The organism is Bacillus sp. EKM202B (assembly GCF_011066025.1).
Lineage (GTDB): Bacteria > Bacillota > Bacilli > Bacillales > Bacillaceae_G > Bacillus_A > Bacillus_A toyonensis.
Genome location: NZ_JAAMNK010000029.1, coordinates 25,544 through 50,332, shown reverse-complemented (window position 1 = coordinate 50,332; position 24,789 = coordinate 25,544). Strand labels below are relative to the sequence as shown.

General features: G+C 34.3%; 23 protein-coding genes and 3 pseudogenes. 4 read left to right on the top strand and 22 right to left on the bottom strand.

Going from position 1 to position 24,789, the window contains the following annotated elements; translation table 11 throughout:
- From G9F74_RS24445 to G9F74_RS24380, 14 genes and pseudogenes are all read right to left on the bottom strand, one after another.
- Positions 1-546: pseudogene (locus G9F74_RS24445) on the bottom strand (hypothetical protein); the annotation flags it as partial.
- Positions 547-567: 21 nt separating this feature from the next.
- Entirely contained in the window at positions 568-1,146 is a 579-nt protein-coding gene (locus G9F74_RS24440) for a MerR family transcriptional regulator (protein ID WP_070189817.1), read from the bottom strand.
- A gap of 27 nt (positions 1,147-1,173) precedes the next feature.
- Positions 1,174-2,301 (bottom strand): bifunctional lytic transglycosylase/C40 family peptidase, encoded by a 1,128-nt coding sequence (locus G9F74_RS24435; RefSeq protein WP_016107042.1) that lies wholly within the window; start codon positions 2,299-2,301, stop codon positions 1,174-1,176.
- Between the two features lie 4 nt (positions 2,302-2,305).
- Positions 2,306-4,243 (bottom strand): VirB4 family type IV secretion system protein, encoded by a 1,938-nt coding sequence (locus tag G9F74_RS24430; RefSeq protein ID WP_070189818.1) that lies wholly within the window; start codon positions 4,241-4,243, stop codon positions 2,306-2,308.
- A gap of 15 nt (positions 4,244-4,258) precedes the next feature.
- Positions 4,259-5,068, bottom strand: coding sequence for a hypothetical protein (locus G9F74_RS24425; RefSeq protein ID WP_098107214.1), 810 nt, complete (start codon positions 5,066-5,068; stop codon positions 4,259-4,261).
- Positions 5,069-5,082: 14 nt separating this feature from the next.
- Positions 5,083-5,370, bottom strand: a complete 288-nt coding sequence (locus G9F74_RS24420; protein ID WP_001258275.1) for a DUF5592 family protein — start codon at positions 5,368-5,370, stop codon at positions 5,083-5,085.
- Positions 5,371-5,417: 47 nt separating this feature from the next.
- Positions 5,418-7,604: a pLS20_p028 family conjugation system transmembrane protein gene (locus G9F74_RS24415; RefSeq protein WP_165406311.1), complete on the bottom strand. Its 2,187-nt coding sequence runs from the start codon at positions 7,602-7,604 to the stop codon at positions 5,418-5,420.
- 23 nt (positions 7,605-7,627) lie between these two features.
- A complete protein-coding gene (locus tag G9F74_RS24410; protein ID WP_000538818.1) occupies positions 7,628-7,837 on the bottom strand; it encodes a hypothetical protein in 210 nt (69 codons plus the stop codon).
- Positions 7,838-7,894: 57 nt separating this feature from the next.
- A complete protein-coding gene (locus G9F74_RS24405; RefSeq protein ID WP_070189821.1) occupies positions 7,895-10,465 on the bottom strand; it encodes a VirD4-like conjugal transfer protein, CD1115 family in 2,571 nt (856 codons plus the stop codon).
- 37 nt (positions 10,466-10,502) lie between these two features.
- The gene (locus G9F74_RS24400) at positions 10,503-11,012 is read right to left on the bottom strand and encodes a hypothetical protein (RefSeq protein ID WP_070189822.1); all 510 of its coding nucleotides are present in this window, start codon (positions 11,010-11,012) and stop codon (positions 10,503-10,505) included.
- Positions 11,013-11,088: 76 nt separating this feature from the next.
- Complete coding sequence (locus tag G9F74_RS24395) at positions 11,089-12,564, bottom strand: hypothetical protein (protein WP_165406310.1); 1,476 nt, start codon at positions 12,562-12,564, stop codon at positions 11,089-11,091.
- A gap of 15 nt (positions 12,565-12,579) precedes the next feature.
- Complete coding sequence (locus tag G9F74_RS24390; protein ID WP_165406309.1) at positions 12,580-13,665, bottom strand: hypothetical protein; 1,086 nt, start codon at positions 13,663-13,665, stop codon at positions 12,580-12,582.
- 103 nt (positions 13,666-13,768) lie between these two features.
- A complete protein-coding gene (locus tag G9F74_RS24385; protein WP_033666312.1) occupies positions 13,769-14,077 on the bottom strand; it encodes a hypothetical protein in 309 nt (102 codons plus the stop codon).
- 25 nt (positions 14,078-14,102) lie between these two features.
- Entirely contained in the window at positions 14,103-14,327 is a 225-nt protein-coding gene (locus G9F74_RS24380; RefSeq protein WP_016107030.1) for a hypothetical protein, read from the bottom strand.
- 295 nt (positions 14,328-14,622) lie between these two features.
- On the opposite strand from G9F74_RS24380, the gene G9F74_RS24375 reads away from it, so the two are divergent.
- Complete coding sequence (locus G9F74_RS24375; protein ID WP_070189825.1) at positions 14,623-15,816, top strand: IS110 family RNA-guided transposase; 1,194 nt, start codon at positions 14,623-14,625, stop codon at positions 15,814-15,816.
- A gap of 123 nt (positions 15,817-15,939) precedes the next feature.
- Here the strand turns inward: G9F74_RS24375 and G9F74_RS24370 are convergent, their stop codons facing one another.
- From G9F74_RS24370 to G9F74_RS24350, 6 genes and pseudogenes are all read right to left on the bottom strand, one after another.
- Entirely contained in the window at positions 15,940-16,383 is a 444-nt protein-coding gene (locus G9F74_RS24370; protein ID WP_000087507.1) for a hypothetical protein, read from the bottom strand.
- A gap of 564 nt (positions 16,384-16,947) precedes the next feature.
- Positions 16,948-17,193: a hypothetical protein gene (locus G9F74_RS24365; RefSeq protein ID WP_000514181.1), complete on the bottom strand. Its 246-nt coding sequence runs from the start codon at positions 17,191-17,193 to the stop codon at positions 16,948-16,950.
- Positions 17,194-17,296: 103 nt separating this feature from the next.
- Positions 17,297-17,872, bottom strand: a complete 576-nt coding sequence (locus G9F74_RS24360; protein ID WP_016107028.1) for a TraM recognition domain-containing protein — start codon at positions 17,870-17,872, stop codon at positions 17,297-17,299.
- Positions 17,873-17,909: 37 nt separating this feature from the next.
- Positions 17,910-18,377: pseudogene (locus G9F74_RS24355) on the bottom strand (type IV secretory system conjugative DNA transfer family protein).
- Between the two features lie 158 nt (positions 18,378-18,535).
- Positions 18,536-18,757, bottom strand: a pseudogene (locus G9F74_RS30215) (SpaA isopeptide-forming pilin-related protein); the annotation flags it as partial.
- A gap of 205 nt (positions 18,758-18,962) precedes the next feature.
- Positions 18,963-19,172, bottom strand: coding sequence for a helix-turn-helix domain-containing protein (locus G9F74_RS24350; RefSeq protein ID WP_016107026.1), 210 nt, complete (start codon positions 19,170-19,172; stop codon positions 18,963-18,965).
- A gap of 111 nt (positions 19,173-19,283) precedes the next feature.
- Here G9F74_RS24350 and G9F74_RS24345 point away from each other — a divergent pair, with 111 nt between their 5' ends.
- Positions 19,284-19,628, top strand: a complete 345-nt coding sequence (locus G9F74_RS24345; protein WP_000467906.1) for a helix-turn-helix domain-containing protein — start codon at positions 19,284-19,286, stop codon at positions 19,626-19,628.
- 325 nt (positions 19,629-19,953) lie between these two features.
- On the opposite strand, the gene G9F74_RS30210 is transcribed toward G9F74_RS24345, so the two are convergent.
- Entirely contained in the window at positions 19,954-20,082 is a 129-nt protein-coding gene (locus tag G9F74_RS30210) for a hypothetical protein (RefSeq protein WP_000800654.1), read from the bottom strand.
- Positions 20,083-20,093: 11 nt separating this feature from the next.
- Complete coding sequence (locus G9F74_RS24340; RefSeq protein WP_000599599.1) at positions 20,094-21,224, bottom strand: AimR family lysis-lysogeny pheromone receptor; 1,131 nt, start codon at positions 21,222-21,224, stop codon at positions 20,094-20,096.
- Positions 21,225-21,712: 488 nt separating this feature from the next.
- Between G9F74_RS24340 and G9F74_RS24335 the strand changes: the two genes are divergently transcribed.
- A complete protein-coding gene (locus G9F74_RS24335; RefSeq protein WP_016107025.1) occupies positions 21,713-22,681 on the top strand; it encodes a hypothetical protein in 969 nt (322 codons plus the stop codon).
- Between the two features lie 1,164 nt (positions 22,682-23,845).
- Positions 23,846-24,400, top strand: a complete 555-nt coding sequence (locus tag G9F74_RS24330) for a MerR family transcriptional regulator (RefSeq protein WP_000455694.1) — start codon at positions 23,846-23,848, stop codon at positions 24,398-24,400.
- Positions 24,401-24,789 lie beyond the last annotated feature (389 nt).

Below are 24,789 nucleotides of genomic sequence, written 5' to 3'. Positions count from 1 at the left end.
ACTTTGATCGGTAAAAATCGTCTGAACTAATTTATTCGGACTTTTTGTTGCTGCATTTTCTTCTTCATATTCGTTAACATCTTGTGTAAGTTTACGAATATCCATTTGTTCTTTTTCACCGTTTTTATTGTAAATATCGAAAGCTAATGCTCCCCAATTTGGAGATAACTCTTTTACTTCTACAACGTATTTTCCGTTCTCTTCATACAATACTTTGACAGGTAACTGAACACCTGGATTTGCTTTTTGCTGTGCCTTAAATGTATATCCTGTTTCTTCATATCCTTCTAAGCGAAAGTAAATTTGTATAAAGTTTTTGTGTGGATTGTATTCCCTTTTTTCTACAATCAATTTCCCCATACCCGACAACTTAATTACTTTATTTGTCTCTGTATGGAATAGTTTTTCATCACTTGGCATGTAAATTTTAGATGTCAAGAAAGCGAAAAAACCCAAAAATAGAAAGCTGATAATTGTTAGGTAGACCCACGACTTATTTTTTCTTAGATTGATTCTTTCACCCTTCTTACCAATTGCACCTATCACACTCTCACCCCACCTTTTTCGTTATAAAACTTTTATGTTTAACTCTTCCACACTTGTAACTCGCCATGTTTCTTTTTCTTTTTTTATGATGATTCGCAACACATTGTTTACTTTTTCTTCTCGATTTTGCGTTGGATCTGTCGTGACATTTATAAATTCAGCTAGCACATCTACCTCCTCTTTATCGGGTTCATTTTCTTGTAAATAAAACTTCATTTCTATTGGTTTTGTTTTATACGTATCTCCTAATTCATATTTGTCAGTCGGATAGAATTGTTGTAAAAGTTCTTCGCTCATAATGGATTTTGCCTTTTCTTTTCGCTCGCTGTATCCTTCTTTTTCTCTATGAAATGATAATTGTATAAATGTTTCGGCTAGCGATAAGTACGCCCTTCTCTGTTGTTCCTGCGCGGAAGGAAGTACCTTATCCAGTCGTTTTTTTAAGTCTTCATTTTGTTTTGTGAGTAATTCATTTGAAAGTTTTAACTGTTTTTCTTTGCCATCACTCATTGATTTTTTGCTTAAATAAATATTAAAAGCTGTCACACCTACAACTAAAATGACAAACACAATAAACAAAGATTTTCGTTTATCTTTCATTCTTTCAGTCTCCTATTCTTTCGGTTATTAGAACCTTCTTACATGACCAGAAAAGACTTTTTTCCAATACGGATTATTTAAATCTTCAATAGAAACACCTTTATTCGTCTGGCATCCTATGAAAGTATTTTTATCAATTACAATTCCAACGTGTCCGTCATGTTTGTAGGTATCAAAGAAAATAACGTCACCCGGTTTCATATCATTTGCTGATACTTTTGTACCAATTTTGTTTAATGTTTCCGTACTTACAGCGCCAATCGGACTGGTATACATCCCTACTTGTTCGAATGCCCAACGTACAAAACTACTGCAATCAAATATCCCTCTTGCGATGTCATTTGTGTTCCGTCCTCCACCAAATACATAGGTAGAACGTCCTATCCATTGGCGACCTACATCGGCAACTTTTGAACCACTACTTCCTCCACTTCCTGGATTTCCTCCACCACCAGAAACGACAGAACCCGGCTGATAATATTTCAAAACGGCATCAACATAAAGTGCGTCGCCGTAGCACGCGGAGTAGGGTATCATCTCTGGCCTTACACAACGATACATCCCCGTATGTTTCACTTTTTGATATTGTTGTTGTGAAAATTTAATTGCTAATTCTTTCGTATACTTGCCACCATTTGCGCCAACAAAATCAAAAAAACCTGTTCCAAAATTGTATGCTTGAAGGGCTGTTTTGATATGATCCATGTCCCCTGGACTCGTTACTCCGGCTCTTTCTATCGCATGTTTAAACTCCTGTACACCTGCCCAAATACTGTAATCTGGATCTGTAATACAGTTTGGTGATTTACAATACTTCGTATTAAATGCGCCTTCGGAACTCTGCATTGGATCGCTGCCACGCCCTCCGCTTTCTTGCATCATTTGAGCAAGCATTAAAGCGACAAACGGTTCCACCCCAAAGGCTTTCGCATGCTTCCGAATCGTAGGTTCCCATTTTAAAACTTCAGGCGATACATTTATGACTTGCCCCTCACCTGTATACGTAATATCACCTGCGTCTGTTCCACTATCGCTCCCCATTGCCGCAATAAAAATACTCATAATTCCAAGTAAGAGAAAAGAAAAAAGACCCATCACAAGTAGCGCTAAAGTGATGAGCCATTTCTTTGGTATAATCTTTAAAACTAGATGCATAGTATTAAGCACCTCCCCCGAATAACATCAATTCTTCATCTGTTACTTCTACATGGAAGTGAATGTTTTTTACAGCCCCAATACTTAAAATCACATCCCCTGTTGGTAAATGTGGAATCGCTGCAATCTCACTTTCACTTAACTGTCCTGCAAATACTTTTCGTAACATATCTAAACTGTTATTATCTTGCTGCATAATAAATTTGTACTGTGTAAGTTCAAATAGTTTTTTAATTTCATCAATCATTTCTTGTGAAGATCCTTCCGGTACAAAATCTCGAATTGTGTGACTTGCATATAGAAGCCCTGCAAAATATTTTCGATCTTCTCGACTAAGTTTCGTTAAAAATTGTAGTGCATGAGCGCTTTCTTTTTTCGTGTTGATTATATGATGCGCCTCGTCAATAATAATGAAATAACGAGTTACATCTTCAAAAGCAAGCTGCTTTTTGTTAAATGCTTTTAATTGAGGTGCACCATTTGAAATCATTTCATTCCAAAGGAGATTTAACACATTAAAGATCTGTGCCTGGAATACCTCTGCTTTAAAACTGGATATATTTCGTAAGGAAAAAGATACAACTTGTTCTTTCTTGAAATCTTCAATTGTAGTAGGTCCATCAAATAATTCTGCATATGTTTCTACTAAATTTACAAGATTTAATTCGATCAATTCTAAACGATGTTTTCTGTTTTCTCCTAAATTCCCATGATGTTTTCTATTGTCTACATTCTCATATAATTCATCACGAACAAAAGATAAAAAGTTTGAGAAAATGGGATACTCATTTGGTGTTCTTGTTGTAATTTCATTTTTCGCTCCTTTTTCGTCATTCCATAATCCCATACGAATATATAGTTTACGAAGTAAATTTTCATATTCTTTAATTTCATCATCTTTTGCTTCCGGCGCAATGAACCGATAAATAATTGTCAGTTTAGATAAATGCTGGGTAAAACTAACTTCCTCACTTTCTGCTGTCTTATATACTTGAAGTGGGTTAATTTGACCTTGTGAACCATCTAACGCAATTGTCTTTCCACCTAGCTCTTCTACCGTATCTGTAAACTCTTCTACAACATCAAATACCCGAACAAAGTGACCCTTACTTGCATAATCCACCGTTTTCTTTTTTAGCAATGTTGATTTCCCCGCACCAGACTTTCCAATCATTACGCCGTTATAACTCTTTCTTTGATTGTCTTTATGGAAGATATCAAAAATAACATTTCCTTTTGTTTTCGTCGTTCCATAATACGTACCGTATGGATCGTGCAAATAGGAATAATGAAACGGACACCCACCAGCCAAACTGACTGCCGGAATTTCTTTACCTTTTCTTCGGTTCACATAATTTTTTTGTGTATCAAAGCTCGTTACGAGTGCATCCCACTCATACTCTTGTTCATTTAAAAAGACAGCTCCTCGAAAGTTATAAGATTCTAATGTTTCCAGGATCTCTTTTACTTGTTTTTCTAGCTCATCTATTGTTCTAGCGGAAACATAAATACGAATGTGAATACGTTTCATAACCTCACCTTGTTTCAAATCCGTATAGAGAGCTTCCAGCTCTAAAAATTCATTTTTCGCATCGATCCGATCTATATTATCCTTTGCTGTATCATGTCGAACACTTTGTTCACTCATGGATTTATTAATCGATTCAACGACCTCTCTTCGGTCATCACTCATGACATCTAATGTTGTGATCACATTTGGCATATTCATAATTTGCTCTAACCAAAAATCATTTACCTCTGTTGGAAAGTCAAAAACATGCACACAAGTACCTAATCCATCACCTGTTTGAAAATAGCTTTCTTTAAAACTAATTCCCCCTTGTGGCTGAACTCTAGCCATTAAATAAGGGTTATAACCTTTCTTCTTTTTTAGTTCCTCTTGTTTTTCCTTTTTGGATTTTTTACTTTTGAACGCAAACATATTATTTCCCCCTTACTACCATATATTTTTCGTTCCTAATTTTGCATTTTGATTAAACAATTTAAACATAAGCTCTAACTTTTTCTCTTCATCCACCTCTAATAGTTCAGTAGAGCGTTTGATATATCGTTTTGCTGCATCTACACGTTCTTTTACGATTAATTCCGTTTCTCCGTAAATAAATAAGAAGGCTTCCCGATTGGTTCTACCCCATTCTAAAAACTGAAGTTCTTTTAACTTTTGATTTAAAATTCGTTCATACAAAGGACTAGTACATTCTTTAATTTTCTTCTCAATATATCGTTGTTGTTCGGTTGTTTGACATGGGAAGTTTAAAAAAACGAGTTTAATGGACTGTTTGTAGGCTTGATAAAAATACGCATGTGAGAAGATAACAAATGCTTGTTCATCGCTATTCTTAGAGAACATATCGTCACCTTCTACTTGAAGAATTTCTAAAAACTCCTCATTTTTCAGTTCAAATATGCCATCCTCCGTCATGTCTACAATTTGCATAATTTCCGCAATACTTTTCTTTACCTTTGGTGGCGCTTCTTTCTTTTTTCTAGATAAAAAACCCAACAATTTTTGATTTTTCTTTTTCGAAATGTCTTTCTTTGGCTTTTCTTTCTTCTGTTTTTTTACTTTTGGTTCTACCTTTGTTTTTTCTTCTTTCTTTTTGCTTGGTACCACCTTCACAATTTCTTTTGGTTCAGAAATTGATTCTTTTACATTTTTTTCGTTAAATCGAAATGCATTTTTCTTCGGTCTTTCTAGTTGTTTTGGCTCTTCTTTCTCTACATCTTTTTCGCTGAATAACGCCATATGTGATCCCTCCCTTATTGATCGTTATCAATGGCGCAATATGCACCTTTTCTTCTTAGCAATGTAATAATCAATACTTCATACATTCGTTTTTGAGGATTCGTACTTGGTCGCCAAATCATGATAATTGCAATAACTGCCATAAAAATAACAAATGGTAATTGAAAGGAATCATGTACAAAATTCCTAAGAATCATCGTTACAACTAATAAGCCAATTAATAAAAAGAAATCTATTAAATAAAGCACTTTATTAATCCGTAATTCTGTACTGATTTCCTTCGGAATCCGATAGCTTCTCATCGGGATTCCCTCCTTTTCGACAATAAAAAATAAGCGTACGATTACGCTTATTTTTTATCTGTATTCTTTTTATTTTTGTTTACAATATCTCTCCAACTTTTACCCGTGTTTTGCCCCATCTGATAAAAACGCTTTGTATTTTGTACCGTGTCTGAATTATTGATTCGTTCTTGAACCCCTCTTACTGTTTGCTTAACAGATGATGTAGTGGAGTTATAACCTTTTTTAACTGTATCCGTTGCATATTGTCCTAATGTACGTGTTTCCTGACTTTTACTTGCTGCCACTTCTTTATCACTTTCATAAGGAATAATTGGGCTACTATGTGTCACCGTTACAGTGTCGGCTGATGTCGGGCTTCCTCCGCTTGGCACTGATCTTGGCGTTTCTACTGGTGCCGCGCTACTTCCACTTGGTACTGATCTTGGTATTTCCATTGGTGCCGGGCTTCCTCCACTTGGTACTGATCTTGGTGTTTCTACTGGTGCCGGACTTCCTCCGCTTGGTGCTGGTCTTGATGTTTCCATTCGTGCCGGACTTCCTCCACTTGCTCCTTGCCTTACTGTTCCTGGTGTTTGACCTCCTTCACTTGCTCCTTGTCTTACGCCTCCTGGTGTTTGACCTCCTTCACTTGCTCCTTGTCTTACGCCTCCTGGTGTTTGACCTCCTTCACTTGCTCCATTTGATTTTCCAGCTTCTTTCATTTCATCTTGAAGACTTGTTGTTCCCGATTCTTGCCCATTCGCTATCCCTGGGTTTTCGTTTCCCCCTTTTTTCATGTCTTCTTGAATAGATGGCGTACCACCATTCTTTTTATCTTTTTCCTTATTTAAGTTACCTTTACCTTTTTCCTTATTTGCTACATTATTTCCATTTGCTTTCTTCTCACCAGCTTTTTTCATTTGATCTTGCAATGAATCTTTATTTTCAGATTCATTTCCATTTTTCAAGCCACTTATGAGACCAGCCATTCCACCTGTTGCCATCGCTGCCGCACTTGCGGTTTTAGCCGCTGCAACACCAGTTCCTTGCGCTGCACCTTTCGCTCCTTTTCCAATCATATTTCCGAGACCCTTCATTGGTTTTGAACTTGCAAGACCAGCAATTCCTTTACCAAGTGCGTAACCACCTACTAACATGCCCCAACTACTCTTTAAACCAATATCTATTCCAAATAGTCTTTCTACGACTGCCGGGCCATCTAAAACTGCCATACTAAATGCGGCTAATGCAATCAGATACGGTACACCATTTAATTTGTCATGGAGAAACGCTGTTCCCATTATATATAGCTTCAAAGATAGGAATATCATAATCGTTGCTATAAATATATTGAGGATATTAGATAATACAGCTTTTAACTTTTGACCATTCGCTACATCCGCTGGTGCTAATATATTGGCTAACAAATAGTTAAATGCTAATTCATAACATAATCTAGCTAATTTAATACTTACCAATAACAACGTTAATCCTGTTATCAGTAAAGTAAAGAATATATTCCAGAAATTCCAATGCCAGCGATAATACTTTTCTGGGAAGAAATCAAACCATCCATCTTTTAATTCTGCTAAAGATGCGACTCCCATCCCATCCATTACCCTTTTATTTTTGAGGATATCTTGCCCACCTTCAGATAACTCCTTATCCTTTGCAAACTCAAAATCCGAATCAATTTTTTCTGTAATATCTATCTGTCTAATGTTTTTTTCTGGAATATGATTTTTCGGATTCATGTCCTCTTTCTTTTTCCATCCATTTTGATCTATTACTGCAATATCCGTTATGTTCTTCTTAATAATTTCATCACTTAAGGAACCCTTTTGTTCTGATTTTACAACCGCTATGGCGTCATCGGTGAACTTATCAACCTTTGTCATACCAGTACTTAATAAACAAAGTACACTCAGTGTTACAAAAATATTGATGATAATTTGAGAACGGTTCATTTGTTTGTTCATAATGAACATGTAGCCAATATATAAAAATGATATGGCTAGCAAAACGACAAACAATGGATATAACATATCAACAAAATTTTGTATTTCTGGTGAATTAAAGAATCCTTTAATCCCCAGTATGGCATCTGTCACACCTTCTAAAGCATCTACAACTAAAGATAATCCTACAATTAGAAACCATCCTAGCCAACGCAATACATAGTTCACGATGTCTCCTACTTGAAGATAATCGGAGAACGTTTCTAAGACCTTTAAAATCTCTTCATCTTTCACTATTTATCCTCCCCTCATGCTTATTACTGTCCTAATACTTCTTTTGCTGTCCATTTCACTCTTTCATTCAGTCTGTCAATACGAATAATCAATTTCCCTTTTTGTTCCCGATCTACTGAAAGGAAAAGAACCGCATCTTCCAGACCAAGAATGACCTCATTTTCTTCTGTTACAAATGACGAGTAACTATCTAAAATCAATTGCATTTTATCCGTTATTGTCGGTACACCCATTAGCTATTCCCCCTTTATATTTGGATTCAAAAAAGCACTCAATCATTTGAGTGCTTTCTAACTTGGTACTTGTTCTTTTTCTTCTAAATCACGCAAGGTTCGATTAATCTTGTTTTCGACTGCTTGATAAACACTTTTGTCGATGTGGTCATTGTGAGCTAACATCTGAAATTCACTGTAAAACTCGCCCATTTCTTGATTTTCCACTTCATCTATTGATTTGCCTAACTGTGCTAAAAAGAACTTATCAACCAGTTTCAAAAACGCTAAATCAGATTCGAAAAATTCGTTAACCGTTTTTCCTTTCCAATTTTCAATGGAGAGGGAATCAAACGGGCTATCTTCCTGTTGAAACGCCTCTTCCGGAATTTCTTCATCAATTCCCATCATTGTTGGCTCTTCTACTGGCTGCGGTGTCTCTACTGGTGGCAACTCTTCCTGTTCTGACTCTGATGGTTCTTTCTGAATTTGTTCTTCCTTTCTTTCTCCTAGAAAATCTACAATAAGTTTTTTCGGTTCTACATCATCATGTAAGGAGTGGATATCTATATCTAAAATAGATTTATCTGTATCGAACTCTTTCCCTAAGTACTCCCATCTATACTTCAAAGCTGTTTCTCCTGTATTATAAATTGGACGTGGTCTGATACGCTTTCTATTATTATCTTGACGTTTTATGACACGAATAACGGCACTTTCTCCTTCTTTAAAATTCATCAGTTCATTTGATGTTAACAGTGGGCGTTGATCTAGACCTTCCGTTTTATTTTTATCAGTAGAAAGACCTTTTCCACTTCGGGAAGGTAGGTTAATCGTCTGATTCCCTAGTTTTTTGGAAACCTTTTCGGCGGTTTCTTGATCGTTAGTTAGAATATAAATTGTATTCCCACAGTTTCCATCAATTGTATCTGCATCCTCACCATACTTATTTTTCAATTGTGCATATGCCTGGATCACAAGGTTAAAGCGAACATTTCTACCGAGACAAACTGTAATAATATTCGCCATTCCTTCTATACTCGGCATATTTCCATACTCGTCGAGGCAAAAAACTACCTCACGGTGACATTTCCCTCCACGAGCGAGGGATGCACCTTTAGCCAATATAAAATAAAGCTGCCTTACAAAAATAGAAGCAATCACATGATTCGAAGAATCAAAGTCTGGTGTAATCATAAAAATAGCCACTGGTTTATCGAAATAATCCACTTTTGTTATTTCCATACCTTCATTTTCTTCTACTACTTTAAATTCTGTATGACCCGTTTTTTCATCTATTTTTGTAATAGAAATAGATGTTTTCGTTTTAGGCTCTTCCTTTTCATTACATTGAATGGTATCTCCAACTTGTATTACTTGTTTAAAGTCTAATGCAAAACGTCCTGTAATATCTGCTTTAATAGATTCCTTTGAACCATCTGGAAATACAATTTCTACTCGTTTTCTCGGTGTTACTTTTCCTTTTATTGTTTTTCCAAAACCGACACGTTTTAAATCTACACTATTTTTCGCTGTCATTTTAGCGATTTCATCAAATGTAAAAATAGAAAGTCCATTCATTGTTTGGGTGAAAATTCCGCCTCGTGTTGTTCCTTTTGAGAAGTTTGAGGTTGCATATTGCATTTTCGCAACGCTATCCGCTGGTAAGCCTTCAAAGTATAAATCTAATGCATTTTGTGGATCAGCTTCCGGATCTACGATTACCTCTTTTGAACCAAGTTCCGATAACATATTTGCAACTGCATACATTGTGATTTTTTCTTCTGTACCTTCCGCAATACATTTATCTGTAACTGCTAATATCATGGCGTTGCACAAGCTCATAGCACACTGTTGCCAAAAAGGATCTTTTACAGTTGGGTTGTAATACAAAGTGTGTGAGAGTGTTTTACATAATGCCTGGGCCGTTGAATAGTCTCCATCTTTATAGGCATCTTTGACAAGCTGCAACAAGTTGTAGCTCATAGAATCAAGTGGGTTTAATAAATTCAAAACTTCAATGTGATATCTCCGTTTTTCCAACGTTTCTTTGGAAGCACTAAAAATTTCACCTTTTGGATCATTAATTATTAATGAAGGCTTATGTTCCGCTCTAGAATAGACATCAATTGTAGGAAATACAAAGGTTTCCCCTTTACCAGAGCGTGTTGTACCAATAATTAAGTTGTTTACCGGGCTATCATCAATGAATACTTTATCTCCTAGTCGGGAGATAACAACACCACCGCCACCTTTAAATGATTCCTCTCGATCTGGTACAGCTCGATATTGCTTTTTCAACTCATCAACTGTTGTAAAACGACTAGATCCTTTCTGATGATTATTTAAGTTTTTAAAGGAAGATTTCAATTTGTACACTGTTCTCGCTATAGTTCCAATCACTACAAGGAAAACAAGCAAGTAGTAAACTGGATGTTCTGCAATTGGCATCTGAAAAAGAAACCCTACCTCCATATGAAATGGTTTAGGATGTAATAAATCACTAAATGTTGTTTCTATCAGCTCTAAAGATAAGTTGAGTAAAAAATTAGCGATCAAAAACATTCCAACAAACAAAAAAGCACTCAATGGAATGAGTACTTCTTTTTCAGCTAATTTATATTTGATTGATATCTTTTCACTATACATATCAAAGCATCACCTCTGTTCAATTTAGCCACACGTATTACTTTTTCAAGCCAAATCCCGAATCATAATTATATTTTTCATACTCTGTTATCTTATCGAAATCATTCGTTACATCTAAAGATATAATATATCCAAATTTCTTAGTAATTTGGGCATCTGAAGGCATTTGTTGAAAACTAGCTATTACTTTTATATCGGAATCCTTCATTTGTTGAAGAAAGTATATAAAATTTTCCTGACATAAATAATTGGTTTCATCTACAATTACATATTCAAATTGTTTAGCTACATTTATCACATCATCTGTAATTTTAAATTCTCTATATTCTTCATTTGATTCACAATCTAAATATTGTAAAGTTACATGCCCTTCTGTTTGCTTCTCTAATTCTTCGTATTCCTTAAATGGATCTAACACTAATACTTTTGATAAACTTAAAGCCATTTTCTTCAATTCCCTCGTTTTCCCTGTTCCCACTCGACCTACCACCATTAAACTTTTATCTAGACTTGAAATTTGTACTAAATTTGCACTATTAACAAACATCTATATGACCCCTCTCAAATTAAAAAGGTACTCTTTTTTTGAGTACCTTTTTGAAAATATCAGTTGATTTTTTTCTTTATTTACTCGCTACCATCTTTTCATTTTGTTTCAGAACTGGCTTTTCTGGATTTGTTGGTTTTTCCGGTTCTGTTGGCTTCTCTGGATTTGTTGGTTTTTCCGGTTCTGTCGGCTTCTCTGGGTTTGTAGGCTTTTCCGGTTCTGTTGGTTTCTCTGGATCTGTTGGCTTCTCTGGATCTGTTGGTTTTTCTGGATCTGTTGGTTTTTCTGGATCTGTTGGCTTCTCTGGATCTGTTGGTTTCTCTGGTTCTGTTGGTTTTTCTGGTTCTGTTGGTTTTTCTGGATCTGTTGGTTTCTCTGGTTCTGTTGGTTTTTCTGGTTCTGTTGGTTTTTCTGGATCTGTTGGCTTCTCTGGATCTGTTGGTTTCTCTGGTTCTGTTGGCTTCTCTGGATCTGTTGGCTTCTCTGGTTCTGTTGGTTTCTCTGGTTCTGTTGGCTTCTCTGGATCTGTTGGCTTCTCTGGATCTGTTGGTTTCTCTGGTTCTGTTGGTTTTTCTGGTTCTGTTGGTTTCTCTGGATCTGTTGGCTTTTCTGGATCTGTTGGTTTCTCTGGTTCTGTTGGCTTCTCTGGTTCTGTTGGTTTTTCTGGTTCTGTTGGTTTCTCTGGATCTGTTGGCTTCTCTGGATCTGTTGGTTTTTCTGGATCTGTTGGCTTCTCTGGATCTGTTGGTTTTTCCGGTTCTGTCGGTTTCTCTGGATCTGTTGGTTTTTCTGGTTCTGTTGGTTTCTCTGGTTCTGTTGGTTTTTCCGGTTCTGTTGGTTTACCCGGATCTGTTGGTTTCTCTGGTTCTGTTGGTTTACCTGGATCTGTTGGTTTTTCCGGTTCTGTCGGTTTCTCTGAATTTGTTGGTTTTTCCGGCTCTATAGGTGGCTTTGGTTTTTCTGTCCCTGTATTTTCCGTATTACCATTCTCACCCTCCGTTATAATTGGTGGGTTCACAATTGTATCTGGTTTCTTCTCTGGTGGGAGAATATCTCCTATACTCGCTACTGAAGAATCAATATTTTGATCGCCAAATGCAAAATGATCTCCATTCACGCTGACTTGTGGCTTATTATCCGTAATAGCTGCAATCACATTATCCTTTGCTGTATCCTGAATTGATTTATCTTTCGTTTCTTTATCAAAGAGTGCTAGAACACGGGAAGTCGTTTCATCTCCATTTTGAAGATTACTTACAATAGATTTCTCTTTAAAATTAATTTTCGATTTATCCAGTTCTTCGAGAACATAAGCAACTTCATTATCCTTACTTTGAATTGCATTCTCTGTAATTGCTTCGAAATCATGTTTGTTCAGATCTTCTTTCTTTTCATCCGGCTTATTCTTATCTACCTTTTTTGTAATAGCTGATTTACTTTTTGATGATTCCTTACTTCCAAACCAACTGCAACCTGTCGTACTTAATATCAATGAACCACCAAGAAAAACAATCCCCATTTTTTTATACAGATTCTCATAATTTAAAGGCATGTGATTCTCTCCCCCTTAGATGTTCTGTAGATCTTTATCAATTTTTTCAATCTTAGCTTTCTTTTCTTCTTCACTTATCGTAGATTGTTGAATATCTCGTTTCTCTAATTCTTTGACCTCTTTCATTACGTTTTTATTCCCTTGCGTTTTGGCAAAAGAATAACACTCTTCATATTTTTTTAGATTTACAAAAGCTTCAGCAATGAGTTTTTCACGTCTACCGTCCATATTGACTTTCCCTTTAAGCTTAATTACCTCCTCATATTTCTTATTAAGTGCTGCTTTTTCAAAGTCGATTACATCATTTTTGACATCAATTTCATTGATTTTATTCATATTGTCTATTCCGATAAAATAAGCAACCACACTTTCTGCAAATTTCGGCTCATATTGTAATGCCTTATTCGCCTTTCCATTTAATAAATAAGTAAATAGAACTGCCTTCTGGCTATCTTTATCTAATTCTGTGTAATTGACCTTATCGAAGTATTTAACGGCTTCTCCATACTGTTGAATGGCTGCCTGTTGTAATCCTTTTACTACATATTGTTCAGTGCCAGCATTTGCACTCGAAACTGGCTCGGAAGAGAATAACTTAAAGGCAAATATGGCACCAGCTCCAATTAACACCATGCTTCCTATGACACTCGCAATAATCTTAAACCCTTTTCTATTTTCCTTTCCAGGCTTTACTTGTAGCTCTATTTCATTCGATGGACGATAAGAAGGTTCTTCCTTTCTTACTGGTAATTCTTCTTGATATTCATATTCTTCTTGAAAAGGAGAATCATTGATTTCCCTTTCTAACGTTTCTAACAGTTCCTTCTTTTGTTCCTCTTGTTCCGGATCTAATTGCATCACATTCATTTTTTTAGAAATGTGATCAAAAATATGATCTGCATATCTCGAACCAAGTGATAACGTACCGTTATAAATTTCATTGGAATGACCATCTAACAAATCGAAATCAATATGTTCTTGCCGCCCTAGCTCTCTATAAACTTGTTCTAATCGCTTCGTTAAGATATAAGCTTCATGAAACGGATATTGCTTACCCGACTCAATTTCTGTTCCATTACTACTCTTAAAAATGACAAACATGGCTTCTCCTTTCTTCCATTTACTTTAAATTCCATAAAAAAAGGCAACAAAAAAAGCCATACCCTTTGCATAGCCTCCTCATTGCCTTATTTATATTTTTTCACTATTTCATCCAGAAAAACGGGAATAAGATTTGACCAAATTTCACATTGCTATTTACGCTCTCTGCTAAGTATTGGCATCCCATTACGATAACAAGTCCGGCTGCCCCACCAATAAACCACCAAATACATTTGTGTCTTCCTCGTTCACCACCCCAAATTAATAGATAAGCGCCCCAGCAAAATACAATTGCTGTACTCACCATTGCTCCTCTTTGCATCCATGTAATAAATGAATTCCCTGTATTAATTAGACCATCCATCGCATCACCTAACACTAACATTTGAGCTATTGTTTCCAACATATACATTCACTCCCTTTTCATTTTTAGATGCTTATACGTTACTAAGCTGACTTAACTCATTCGGCTTGCTGTCTTCCTTTACTTCTGTTGCTATTGCTTTATAAGCTTGTAAAGCTTTCATTACTAAATCTTGATTTTCTTCAATGTATTTCTGATGATGTAAATGAAGCCAATGGTTATAATCCTGACCATTGGCTCTTAATAGATTTGCTACCATATCTTTTTCTTTTTTTAATTCTCTCTGTGTAATCGCCACTATATCACCACCTCGTATGATTAAGTTAGGTTTTTTAGGAATAGGATTCACCTATAAACCCAAGAGTATCCAGCTTTATGAGATACTTATATTTGTAGATAGAGTGTTGCCGATCACCACCTTGAATCCTTGTATTCGATTGAAAGATTGGTACCTCTGTCTAATAAGTAGTTTACGAATGAGTTGGATGTTGATGACCATTGGTCATTCTTCGTATCTCTTACGAGGTAGTAGCGCTTATTAGTTCAGGGGAGGATAACACTATCTAAAAATCATCAAAATAGGGGTGTATACTATGTTCTACTTAGGTATTGATATTGCCAAACACAAGCACTATGCTTCCATCATTGATTCCACTGGGAAACCTATTACCAAGCCATTTCCTTTCCACAATCATAAAGAAGGTGGACAAGCTTTATTAACTTGGCTTTACCGATATATTAGTTCTCCGACAGAACTGTCAATCGGGATGGAGGCCACCGGTCACTATTGGATAGCTGTCTATTCTTTTCTACTAGATCATGGTTTTTCTGTGATTGTACTGAACCCACTCCAAACCAATGCATGGCGAAAGGGAACAGAAATTAGAAAGAGAAAAACAGATGCCATTGACGCCACTATGATTGCCGATGTCATACGATTTGGCCGCTTCCTTGAAACTCCACTCGTAGACGAGAAAATGTTCGCTTTAAAACAACTAAGCCGGTTTCGTAATTCTCTTGTACGTAATATAAGTGATTTAAAACGCAAGGCGCTTGTCGTGTTAGATCAAACCTTTCCAGAATATCAAAGTATTTTCTCTAATGTCTTTGGCAAAACGTCTTCACAGCTCCTAATTGACTATACATCTCCTAGCGATTATGAAAGACTGTCTATTGATGATTTGACACTAATAATTGAGCAAGCAAGTCGTTGCCGACTTGGAAAAAAAACAGCCAATCAACTGATGGAATTAGCCTCAAACTCATTTGGTGTCACCTTTTGTAAAGATGCTTTCTCATTTCAATTAAAAATGTTGATGGAGCAAATCCGCTTTATTGAAACTCAGTTGAGAGAATGTGAGAATCAAATGTCTCAACTATTAAGTGACTTAGATACACCAATCACTACTATTCCGGGTATTGGTCCTATATTAGGTGCCACCATATTAAGTGAGATTGGGGATATAGGCCGCTTTGACAAGCCTTCTAAACTTGTGGCTTATGCCGGTATTGATGCCACTATTTCTCAATCAGGTCAATACGAATCAACTGGTATGTCTATGTCCAAACGTGGCTCCTCCCATCTACGTAGAGCATTATTTCAAGCGGCTATTACTGCTTATAAACATGACCCTGTATTAAAAGCTTTTTATGAAAAGAAACGAAATCAAGGAAAACACTATTATGTTTGTATAGGAGCTGTAGCTAGGAAGTTGTGTTATATTGTCTATGCCATTCTAAAGAGTAATAAACCCTATAAAATCCCTCCATTCCCATGCCAGAGATAACTTATTTATTTTTTGAGACTTCGCAAGGTTTATTTAAGTTACCCTTTTTTAGGGTAAACACTCTTCATTTATATTGTATTCCACGCTTGACATTTCATAGTTGGTCTTTCAATGATTATGTGATTACTTCTGATATTGTTCTTTGCAATTTTGAATAAAGAACCCCACTTCTTTTTCAAATTCAGATGGTTTAATTTTTTCAAACTTAATCGCTTTCTTCAACTCTCCTTTTTCATAGTAGGCAAGGGTATCACGTTTTTGTGACAAACCAAAGTCGTGCTGATTACTTGTTCTTGGTACATCTTCTCTACCTCCAAATAATTCTTTCACCTGGACGTTGTTTTGTTTTGCTAATTTTCCAACATTAAAGAGTATATCTTCTCTTGTTTTTTTATCATTATTCAACATAACAAAACCTGTGCCATCCTCACTCATGAACTTCTTCATTTCTAACGGACTAAGTTCCATTACTTCCCCTTTTCCCGAGCTAAAGACAAATGTTGAACCAATACCAATTGCAATTAACAGTCCAACAACAGCGGAAATGATCCACCCTTTACGACTCATGTATGTTCCTCCCTATATCAAATTTTTACAAGCGATTTTGAAGTGTGATGAGACACATTTAAACTTAAACATCTGTCTTTATTTCATAACATTTATAAGAAATAAGTGTATAAAAAGGAAATATCATTTATGGCTGGAATGACGAACCCTGTATTGGCATGCGTATAGAGACTAATCCCGACCTAGCTTCTATATGCCCAATACCGCACTACGTATTTTGGCGTGAACGTAGAACCTTATGTATCTACTATTGTGATGTTCCTCGCTTCTTCAGAATGTCAAAATGGGATATTCCTCACGAGTACTGACACAAACAGGTCTTTGATACAATGCATTTCCTAGTGGTCACAGATGAGTTTTACGATCTTACTCACCCAACGATAATCGTATACCTACCCCCTCTAGTGACCTTTCGAAGGGAAGCACGCATATATATTGAAAGCCGTATATCATCCTTCTACATCCTTACGGAAAGGAAAAGATACACAATATATATATTCAAATTTTCAAAGAGCAACTTGTTTTGTGCTATGTTCTCAGCACACTTCAAAATCGCTTTTTTTATTAACATTTTTGTTTTACAGCTACTAATTCCGATTGTTTATGTTTCCGTTTTGCAATCAAATTTCGATGTTCGTCTCTGACAGATCGCACTTGATAATAAATTTGAGCTACCTTTTCGATGCTTCCTGTAGTACTTTCAATTGCGATAGTTCCTTTCAGTTCGTATGTTTTTCCATCAAAAGTTTTAACACTATGAGCTTGTGATGCGGCAATATCATAAAATGTGAGCCTTTGTTCTTTTCCCATATGAACGCCTCCTATTTTTGATAAAGAAGGGAGAAAAGCGCTTCTCCCTTATCTAGTTTTCTAGCCATCTAGATAGGATGAAATAGTGAACGAGTGCTTTAGATCATGCTAAGATTGTTGTGTTATACGAGGTCATGATGCGTTGCGCTGCTTCTTTTCCGTATATGTGTTGTAATGCGGATTGAGATTCAACTACGATTGAATGCTGAATGTGGTATGTTGCGCTTTCTTTTAAAAACTGCTCCATATGAGGGATTGGGTACAAATCATATTGATGAAATACCAAGTGAATCGGTCTTATATTCTTGCATTCTGTTAGATATTGAAGAAAATTTGATAATGCTTCCCCTCTCTCTTGATACGTACTCGTTTCCGTTTCTACACTGATGTACACAACGGATTTTTGTTTTAGATCCATTTGTAGTGTTTCATAACCAGTTAGTAAATCATGTTTGATGATTTGATATCCTTGTTTTCGTTTTTCTTGATGAGTATCTTCATAAAAGTTTCCTTTCGGATCAAAAATGAAAATAAAATCATCTGTTGTTTCTTTCACACCTTCTATGACTGATTTATACGCCCCAAAACGAGCTTTTATCACGCCTGCGACCTTTTCCCTTTCATTCAGCTCTTTCAACACTCTAATCAACTTTGTATACTTCTTAGCTACACCTAACATACGTTGCACTCCTTCCTATTTCATTTTCCACTAATAACTAGTACTGAAACCCAAGATACTCTCTCTGTTTCTCTAATTTTTCATATTGTTCTTGCTGCTCATCTAAAATTCGTAAAATTGTACTGATTGTGCCTTGCCTTGTTTCTTTTGCTGATAAGGCTAATACGCTAAACATTTGATAGGCCGGATGATCTTTCTTCAATAACTCACTTAACTCCAAAAGATAGGGATCTTTTTCTTTTGCTTGTTGCACAAATTCACTAACCTTTTCTAAATCTAAATAGTACAAATCTCCATGTCGTTGATTTAAGTACAAAATAATTCCTGCTAGTAAGTTCATAGCGGATTCTATCCAGAAATCCTACCGTTCTTTCGGCTTGATTACAGTTTGAGCGATTGAAATACCTTGTATAAGTTCTTTAGAAAGCTAAGCACTCTTGCGCCGCATCACGGCTTTCCCAAGTTTCCCTAAATTTTTTATTTTACCGACGTAGATTTCTGATATCTCATATCATCTCCCTCTCGGTTTCTTATATCTTGCTCTCTATCCAAAAAATAACTGTCCAAATGGGAATGACGAGTAAACATGCATTCCGACATCCAATAACGAAGCCTAACGGATTTTCAGCTACATCACTAAAATGAGGTTCATATTCTTTTATATCACGATTGAGCTTTCGTACGGATTCTAACTGCAAATACGGCTCCAATTAAGCCAAGTACAACACATGCAAGACTGATCCATCTTATGTAAGGATTTTCGGCTTTTCCGCCTGTTGTTGGAAGATAAATTTCAATTTTCTTTGGTGTTTGTTGTGGTTGCTTCATGTGTGGAGTAAAGAGTTTTTCGGTTACTTTTGGTTGTGGTATTCCTAGTTTTTGTGGTTAAAATTTGACCAGCTTCTTTAATTTCACAAGAATGGGTTTCTGCTAAATTAATATTCATTTAATACGATTTTTTACATGTACGTTGAAATACTATAAATCAGAAATTTCAGATTTAAAAACTTAAAAAATAACAATAAAATTGTACCTTTTCTACAAGGTTCATTTACAATATAACTGTATAAGTATTTTTGGGGAAAATAGTTTATTTCAACTTTGCCCGAAAGTAAGTTACAAAAAAAAGTTTCTCAATTGGTTCTTCAAAAAAATCCGCAATACTTTTTGCTCTACTAAAAATCAAACCTTTTCTGCCTGATTCTACATCGTATAAAGTGCTTGCAGGAATTTTTGAACCTTTTGAAACTTCTATAATTGTATAACCCTTTGACTCACGAATTTCTCTTAGAACTGTCAAATATCTCACCACCTTATTTATAGTTTATTCGTCTTTAAGCCTAAAGTCAACACTGTTTAAGTTAGATTTTATAAAAAATAACACAAAAAATGTTAGAAGGAGCTAAAAATCATGTTTGGACAAAGATTAAGAGAATTAAGAAATAAAAAAAACATAAGCGCTACTGCTCTTGGAAAAGCATTAGGGATTGCACAAACAACAATTTCCAATTGGGAAAATTCAGGGGCAGAGCCAAATTATGAAATGCTAGTAAAAATCTCACGCTTTTTTGGTGTTTCAGTTGACTATTTAGTTGGAAATGACAATGATTCTAATAAAAATGAAATAAGTAGATTGGCAAAAGAATTATATGAAGACCTTAATTCAATCTCCCAAGATGAACGTCTAGAGATAGAAAAAGGATTATTAGAATACATAGAATTCCTTGGGTACAAAGTTAAAAAAAATAAAAAATAAATTCCCTCTTTTTTTAATTTGCTTTCTTTCTTAGGATAGGCTTTGAACTTTTATTTTTTTGTATATACGTTTTTAATTTATTATGTAGCCCAACATAATCACTTGTTTGTGACAACACTGATACCAAGAAATTATAATCAACTTGTTTACATATATTTTTCTTTTTCATTAAATTGGCACTCTCCTATAAGATAGATTTTATTTTATAAATTCCTATTTTTTTGCATTAGTGGAACGAAACATTACAAATTATTAAAAAATGTTCCACTCCTTAAATAACAAATGACACTACAATGTTTTGTAGTGTCATCTTTTAACAAGCCTATCACCCAGCGCCGCCACCAGGATCTACCATCATATATTGAATAACTTTAGCAATACTCCCTTGCATTGGGAGCATTGTTAATGCTGTTATTGTAATTAGCAAATAAGTTTTCTTTGTCCAATTTTTCACTTGTACCACCCCTACTTCAATTTTAGTACATTTTTAGGAAGTTCTGCATAGAACAAGTCGTTATTTCTCTCAAATGCTAATAATGCATCCCTCATTAAAATCATATCTTCTCTTGCAAGAGCCTGAATGAATACTTGTAACGGTGTCACGAAACCATTTTCCCTTTTGATTTCTTCAATAAGATTATCTGCTTGTTGATTCATCCCTTTTTTGACATACAAATATGCAAGTTCTGCCGGGTTTTTTGGTTTCATATCATCTAGATTCTTTTCAAAATGTATGTTAAGAAAATCTAGAGTAGTTTGTATCATTTGTTTTTTCTTGAACATCTTTTTGTTATTTGGGGCTGCCATAAGTTGCAATCCTTTATCCAAGTAGTACTTGGATAATTCATAATCGCTTAATATATATGTCTCACCCATGATACAATATGCTGTTGCTTTGGGTATTAAGGCGACTCTACCTTGTCTAGCTATCATTTTATTACATAATTCCCTTGCCTTTTCTAGCTCGTTATTCCTATGAAAACTTGTCGCAAGCAATTCCATGGTACGTAATTCATAAGAAGAACGTAAAAATGGATTTTTCATTTTTTTAATTTGTGATAATAAATCATTTGTATATTCACTTACTAAATTATAATTTCGATGATCAAAAAAAGCGTAAATTAGTGAAAAATCCATTGGGATTTTGCTAATATCATCTGTACTCTTTCTCTGTTCCATTTTCTTTTTCACTGTTTTTAAAAAAGTTTGTGTATTCATGTTCCCAGCATTTCGTAAATGAAGTAATTCATAAGCATTTGCAAATTTACGATTCAGTTTATTGTTAGATTCTTTTTCCTTATCAATTAAATATTGTAATAAATCTAGTTCTCCACACATGTCCAAATATTCAAAAGCAATTCTTAAATTCACTTTACGTTTTGCTTCTTCACAATATTTCAGTACTTCCGTTTTTCTAAAATTATAATCATGTGGATATAACATATTCAATATTTCAGTAAAAATATAAAAGTCAAACTCTCTTTTCTTAGTAAATGAATCATTTATTTTAGAATGGCTAGTATCAAATATTGCTGCAAGCTGCCTATTGGTAATACCTTTATCATTTAAGTCTTTATGAATTCTATCTAATATCATGGTATACTCTCACATCCCCTTGAAATGCTAATGTATAGGAAGATTTACACATATAGAATATTCTGTAAATATATCTTAACAGAAATCGATGAAACTTTCGTTCCATTATAAATTTTTCTATATTTCTATATAATTAACTTAATTTTCAGTCAATTAATCGCACTATTGTTCTAACTTTTAACCTATTCTTAGTTGATATTCCCAAAAAATCTGTGTAAAATAGTTATAAATGCATTATAAACTACTTATATTAAATTTATATAAAAAAATAAAACCCCACCGCACGGTTTTTAATTAGTCTAGGTCGGCAAACTTCGAACTAATTAAAAACTCCTCTGGATAGGGTTTTAGATTCACACTACAAATGTATGTGTTTTTCTTTAGTATCATACTTGATATTAAAATTATACCATAAGGTGCATACATTGTGAATATAAAACCCCTGTTTTCCTATTTATTTGTGGTGGGAAATTTAGGAGGGTTTTTCTGTGTTATTGCACAACTTTTTACTTAGTCGAGCGAAAGCCGAACTAAGTCCTCACATCAGTCACCTATCAAAGAAAACCGGAGCTATTAATCATTCAATAAAAAAAGTTACTACTTACATTGACAATATTGTCCTAGAATATGAGGGTGTTACCACTAAAGATTATCTTACCAAAAGAAAATATGAAGCTTTAGAGACTGTTTTATCTTATTTAGTACAAGAAGGCTATAGTCAAGTTAGGCAAGAACACATTAGCAAAAAATCAGGCATTTCAAAACCAGTCATTAACTACGTGTTAACATGGCTGCAAGATCTGGGCGTATGCCAACAAATTAAAGTGCGAAGACATGGTAAAATCGCCCCTTCAATTTACATATTAACCATACATAACAACTATTTAAAAATCATTGAATATTTTAAGATAAAATGGGCTTTGACAATTGATGTGTGCTCTACTTTCACAAAATTTCTAAGTGAAAAACTCTTTAAGAAAAATTTTGTAGCCAATCCTGAAAATTTAAAGAATGATATACAAGTCTCGTCTAATTCTTTAGATGTTTTCGAAATAAATAAACAAGAAAAATCAGATAAGGATTGTGAATTAAAAGAAAAGCATAACAGATTACAAGATTTAGACGACTATCTAAGTGAGGATCAGAGAAAAGCTTATTACTACATTTTAAGCCAAAAACTAAATTATCTTAGTGAAAAGAATGCATACACAATTGCTTTAAGGATGCCACATTATATCGACCGCTATGCTAGATGGGATTTTGAAGAATGTGTGCAATGGTTCCAATACAATGAAGCTCAAAATAGCAATCCTGCACATTTTATAAAAATGTTTGGGCAAAAATCTAAACAAAACTGGGAACGAAGAAATCAAAACGCATTAGAAAAGAAATCACTGCATGGTTTAAATAAAAAAAGAGAATTTGTTTTCTATAATTTTTTAGAAGAGAGTAATTAAATTTAAAAAATCATACTAGTCTGTAGCCTTGCTTAAAAAAATCAACCATAGCAAGGCTATTTGTCATATCCTCTTATAAACAGTCATAAACTTGCTATTTTTCGACACAAGAAACTTCAAAATACAAATCATCTTATAGGATTTGTATTTTGAAGTTTCAGGCAATCTACGTATACAGTTAACCATAATATATTTATAGTTAGCTCTTCTTTAACTATCAAATTAAACTTGAAATTTACTAAGAGAAAATGCTGAATAGCTTGCTAGAGTAAGTTTAAAAGCATCATTATTTATTCTAATGTTATTAATGGTTTTACTTTTTAAAACAAGATTTATTTAATATAGCATTCTGGAATTCTTTCTCTTTTGTCTAATTTTAGGGAATCCGATTCAACTTGCAAAATATATAAATGATTATGTAGATGCCTGTAATCAGCTTCCCTAAAATCTGATAAAATTCTATTCATTTCAAATGGAATCTATATGCCTCCCCCTTCCTCCCCCACTTCTAAAGAATATCACTAGCTATTGAATACACTTTAAAAAGATCGACCATACTAAAAAACGTAAACTATTAAATATAACCTAGTAGCATTATTTTTGTTTAAGATTAAATACCTCTAATACTTTGTAGATTATGTAAAAGTTTAAAACACCTTATAAGCCATTTTGAGGAAAAAATTTCATTAGCAGTATCTCTATTTCACATTGAGTATTATTATTTACTAGTAAAACGCTATTTAAACGCATAGCGTTCAATACACCCCCTCATTATTTTTTGTATTTTGAATTAAAAGAATATTAACTAGATACTAATTCTATTAATGAAAACTTTGATTCTTGCACATATATCTAGTAAAATTCTTATATTGGAAACAAACTTTTAATAATAAAATTTCAAGTAATTCTTTAGTTATTCTATTGTCTACTAAATATCTTTTTACTTCCAAAGGTGAACGTTATCAAAACGGATAACCTTTATAATTTAATTAACATTAATACTAGATACATAGACTAATCTAGCACACAAGTAGCTGCACTGAAAACATTTTAAAGGTAGTAAAGCTTCTTACCGAGTGGCCCAATAAAGATTTTTATTATTAGAGGAATGATCCTTCTAATAAAGAAAGAATATCTAACACACAAATAATGGAGGTGTGAAGTTTGGAATATGGATATTTTGCACAAGAAGTAGCAAAGCAACTGGATATAAACACCAATACACTTCGTAGATGGTCAATTGAACTAGAAAAAATGGAGTACATATTTGAAAGAAATGAACGTAACCAAAGAATTTATTATGAAAATGATATAGATATTTTAAAACAAATGAAGGAATACCTAAATCAAAACTGGAAATTAGAAGAGGCCGCTACACGAAGCATGGAGACAGCCGAAGAAAACGCCCCGAAAACGGATAGTGTTCAGGAAGAAAATGAAACTGAAGTAACACTTCAGAAACGTTCACAAACAGATATTTCAATAATTCAAGATAAGTTTTCCTATATGTTTAACCAGCAAGAAAAAATTGTACAACAAAACCAAGATATTATTAATTTATTATTACAAGAACGCTCAGAAAAGGAAGAAAAAGATTTACAAATCCAGTTACTACAGGAAAAACTGGATAAAGCCATTCAATTGTTAAATGAGGATCGCCAAGAACAACAAGATAACAGTAAACAAACGTTCATTCAACGTTTGTTCAATCGAAAATAATTGGGCGATTTTCTTTTAAACACATTTCCCAAATAAAAAAAAGCGGTAATTACCGCTTTTTTTATTTGGGAAATCACCTTCACAAGGCTAAATATACATCATTAAAAAGAATTCCTCTTATGTCTGTCTTTAATACTTATTTAACTTCAAAAGTAAAACGTATATTTACTAATATACATCTAACTAATACTCATTAAAAGCTCATACATATCGCCTAAGTATAATAAAGAGAAAATCACTTAATTTCAATTATAATATTATTAGTTGAAAAAGCCAAAAAAACCTGTCTTTTTCTCAACCTTTCCTTAATTACTTTTCTTAATTCAAACATATCAAAGTCATCTTAATCCTTTTAATATCAAGGGATTAACGCACCATAAACGCATAGC

Coding starts and splice junctions, on each gene's coding strand:
- G9F74_RS24400 (WP_070189822.1), bottom strand. CDS start 11,012: ATGTTTGTTAATAGTGCAAATTTAGTACAAATTTCAAGTCTAGATAAA.
- G9F74_RS24385 (WP_033666312.1), bottom strand. CDS start 14,077: ATGTATATGTTGGAAACAATAGCTCAAATGTTAGTGTTAGGTGATGCG.
- G9F74_RS24395 (WP_165406310.1), bottom strand. CDS start 12,564: ATGCCTTTAAATTATGAGAATCTGTATAAAAAAATGGGGATTGTTTTT.
- G9F74_RS24375 (WP_070189825.1), top strand. CDS start 14,623: ATGTTCTACTTAGGTATTGATATTGCCAAACACAAGCACTATGCTTCC.
- G9F74_RS24365 (WP_000514181.1), bottom strand. CDS start 17,193: ATGGGAAAAGAACAAAGGCTCACATTTTATGATATTGCCGCATCACAA.
- G9F74_RS24425 (WP_098107214.1), bottom strand. CDS start 5,068: ATGGCGTTATTCAGCGAAAAAGATGTAGAGAAAGAAGAGCCAAAACAA.
- G9F74_RS24345 (WP_000467906.1), top strand. CDS start 19,284: ATGTTTGGACAAAGATTAAGAGAATTAAGAAATAAAAAAAACATAAGC.
- G9F74_RS24340 (WP_000599599.1), bottom strand. CDS start 21,224: ATGATATTAGATAGAATTCATAAAGACTTAAATGATAAAGGTATTACC.
- G9F74_RS24360 (WP_016107028.1), bottom strand. CDS start 17,872: ATGTTAGGTGTAGCTAAGAAGTATACAAAGTTGATTAGAGTGTTGAAA.
- G9F74_RS24370 (WP_000087507.1), bottom strand. CDS start 16,383: ATGAGTCGTAAAGGGTGGATCATTTCCGCTGTTGTTGGACTGTTAATT.
- G9F74_RS24440 (WP_070189817.1), bottom strand. CDS start 1,146: ATGAAAGATAAACGAAAATCTTTGTTTATTGTGTTTGTCATTTTAGTT.
- G9F74_RS24410 (WP_000538818.1), bottom strand. CDS start 7,837: ATGGGTGTACCGACAATAACGGATAAAATGCAATTGATTTTAGATAGT.
- G9F74_RS24420 (WP_001258275.1), bottom strand. CDS start 5,370: ATGAGAAGCTATCGGATTCCGAAGGAAATCAGTACAGAATTACGGATT.
- G9F74_RS24390 (WP_165406309.1), bottom strand. CDS start 13,665: ATGTTTGTCATTTTTAAGAGTAGTAATGGAACAGAAATTGAGTCGGGT.
- G9F74_RS24435 (WP_016107042.1), bottom strand. CDS start 2,301: ATGCATCTAGTTTTAAAGATTATACCAAAGAAATGGCTCATCACTTTA.
- G9F74_RS24405 (WP_070189821.1), bottom strand. CDS start 10,465: ATGTATAGTGAAAAGATATCAATCAAATATAAATTAGCTGAAAAAGAA.
- G9F74_RS24430 (WP_070189818.1), bottom strand. CDS start 4,243: ATGTTTGCGTTCAAAAGTAAAAAATCCAAAAAGGAAAAACAAGAGGAA.